This window comes from Dyella sp. SYSU CM1112, assembly GCF_058216415.1.
The window spans coordinates 1-1,651 of sequence record NZ_JBZEGI010000039.1 but is presented as its reverse complement, the minus strand read 5'-3'; the positions used below and the strand labels follow the sequence as shown (position 1 = coordinate 1,651).

Genomic DNA, 1,651 nt, shown 5'->3' with positions numbered 1-1,651 from the left:
CCGCGCAGCAAGCCGTTCTTGACGAGTTTCTGTACCCCGCGATGGCGTACACCGGTAATCGCGTCGATACGCTGTCGATTGAGGTCACCCTCGGTCCAGTCGTACAGCGCGAGCGCACCGCGCAGCTGTTGTAGATCGAGCATAGAAAGATAGTTGGGCGCCAGATGCGACAGTACGCGCCAGTGGAAGCGGTCGCCGGTGGGCGGATACACCGGGAGCGTCGGAGCCATGAGATTGCGCACCGCATCCACATGGGTGAAGCCACCACGCATTCGGGTGATGCTGCCTTCGCTCAGGCCATTGCGCGGCAGCATGCCATTCGTACCGGTCACGGAGAGGGAGAGCGTTTCGCACGGCAATGTCGTCTGGTGTTCCCATGCGTGGCCACCGAGCACTACCCAGGTCTCGAAGCGGCCAGTCGGAGCGCGGCACATGCGCGTATGAAAATAGCGTTCGGGCTTTTCGTGACGCAGCATGCCGCCGCGATGGCGAAACGCGGCGAACGGCACGTATTCGAAGCGTTTGGCTGAACCGGCCTCCAAACCTTGGACGGCATCGACCGCATAGACGTCCACGTGTGCGCTGTAATCCTCATTGGCCATTACGCGATAGTCGGTGTCCCAACGCGTGGTCGTGACTGGATCGGTTTCCATGGGGAACAGATTGATGATCGGCGTGCAGTACAGCCGCACGTTCTCCGCGGAAAAACCCATGCTATGAGGATACGGCTTATGCAACACCACCTCGATATCGAGGTACGGCGCGTCATGCGGGATCGCCTGCATGTCCAAGCCCAAGAGGTCCACGAACATGAACTTCTCAGGAAACGTGAAATACTCCAGCAGCAGTTGATAGCCGCCAAACGTGTTGTCGGCTTTGGGCCATAACCGTTCGTCGTCGGCAAAGCCAGCCGCTTGCAGCCGCAGCCCCGGCATCGATTGCGCAGCACCTGGCCGTTCCTTCGGGTAGCCGGGCACGCGGACCTGCAGCGTCAGTGGTTCGGCCGTCATGGCTGCGTACAAGGTCATCGCAACGGGGCGGTCAGCGTGCAGGTACAGGCGCAAGCGCGGCACCGTGAGTGACTGGCGTTGGGCTTGCGATGGGATAGTCAGACGAAAGCGCAACACCGAGCGGCCATCGTCACGCGTCGTGACCTGTGCCTCGGTGAGGCGCAAGGGGTAGATATCTACGGGCTGCGTCGTGCGGTAGACACATTCCACCGTGGCCGGCTCGCCCGTGTTCAGTGCAATGGGATCGGCGAGAACTTCAAGCCCTGGCTCCAACCGTTCGTGGTGTTGCAGCGCGTCGTGGTCGGGCCGAAGCTCCAGGATCGACAGCGACGGAATCATGCGCAGGTAATGGGGCCACAACATGCTGACCACTCCTTCGGTCAGCTCTGGCAACGCGTCGTCGAGTTTGTGGCGCAAGCGACCCATCAAAAACGCGAACCCTTCAAACAGTCGCTCCACGTGCGGATCGCGCTCGCCAACGTGACCAAGGCCCAGCGCGCGGGCGCGCTCGGGGAATGCGCGCGCAAAGGCGTTGCTCGCCTCGCGCAGATAGCGCATTTCGGCTTCGTAATAGCGCAGGATGTCGTTGTCTTGGGTTGGGTGTGGCATAGGAGTCAGAAGGAAAAGGAACGCATGGGAAG

General features: G+C 61.2%; 1 protein-coding gene. It reads right to left on the bottom strand.

Features of this window, described 5'->3' with window-relative positions:
* Positions 1–1,619: type VI secretion system baseplate subunit TssF (tssF, locus tag AC4HNJ_RS21500; RefSeq protein ID WP_490481662.1), on the bottom strand; the 1,619-nt coding region annotated here is incomplete at its 3' end.
* Positions 1,620–1,651: the final 32 nt, after the last annotated feature.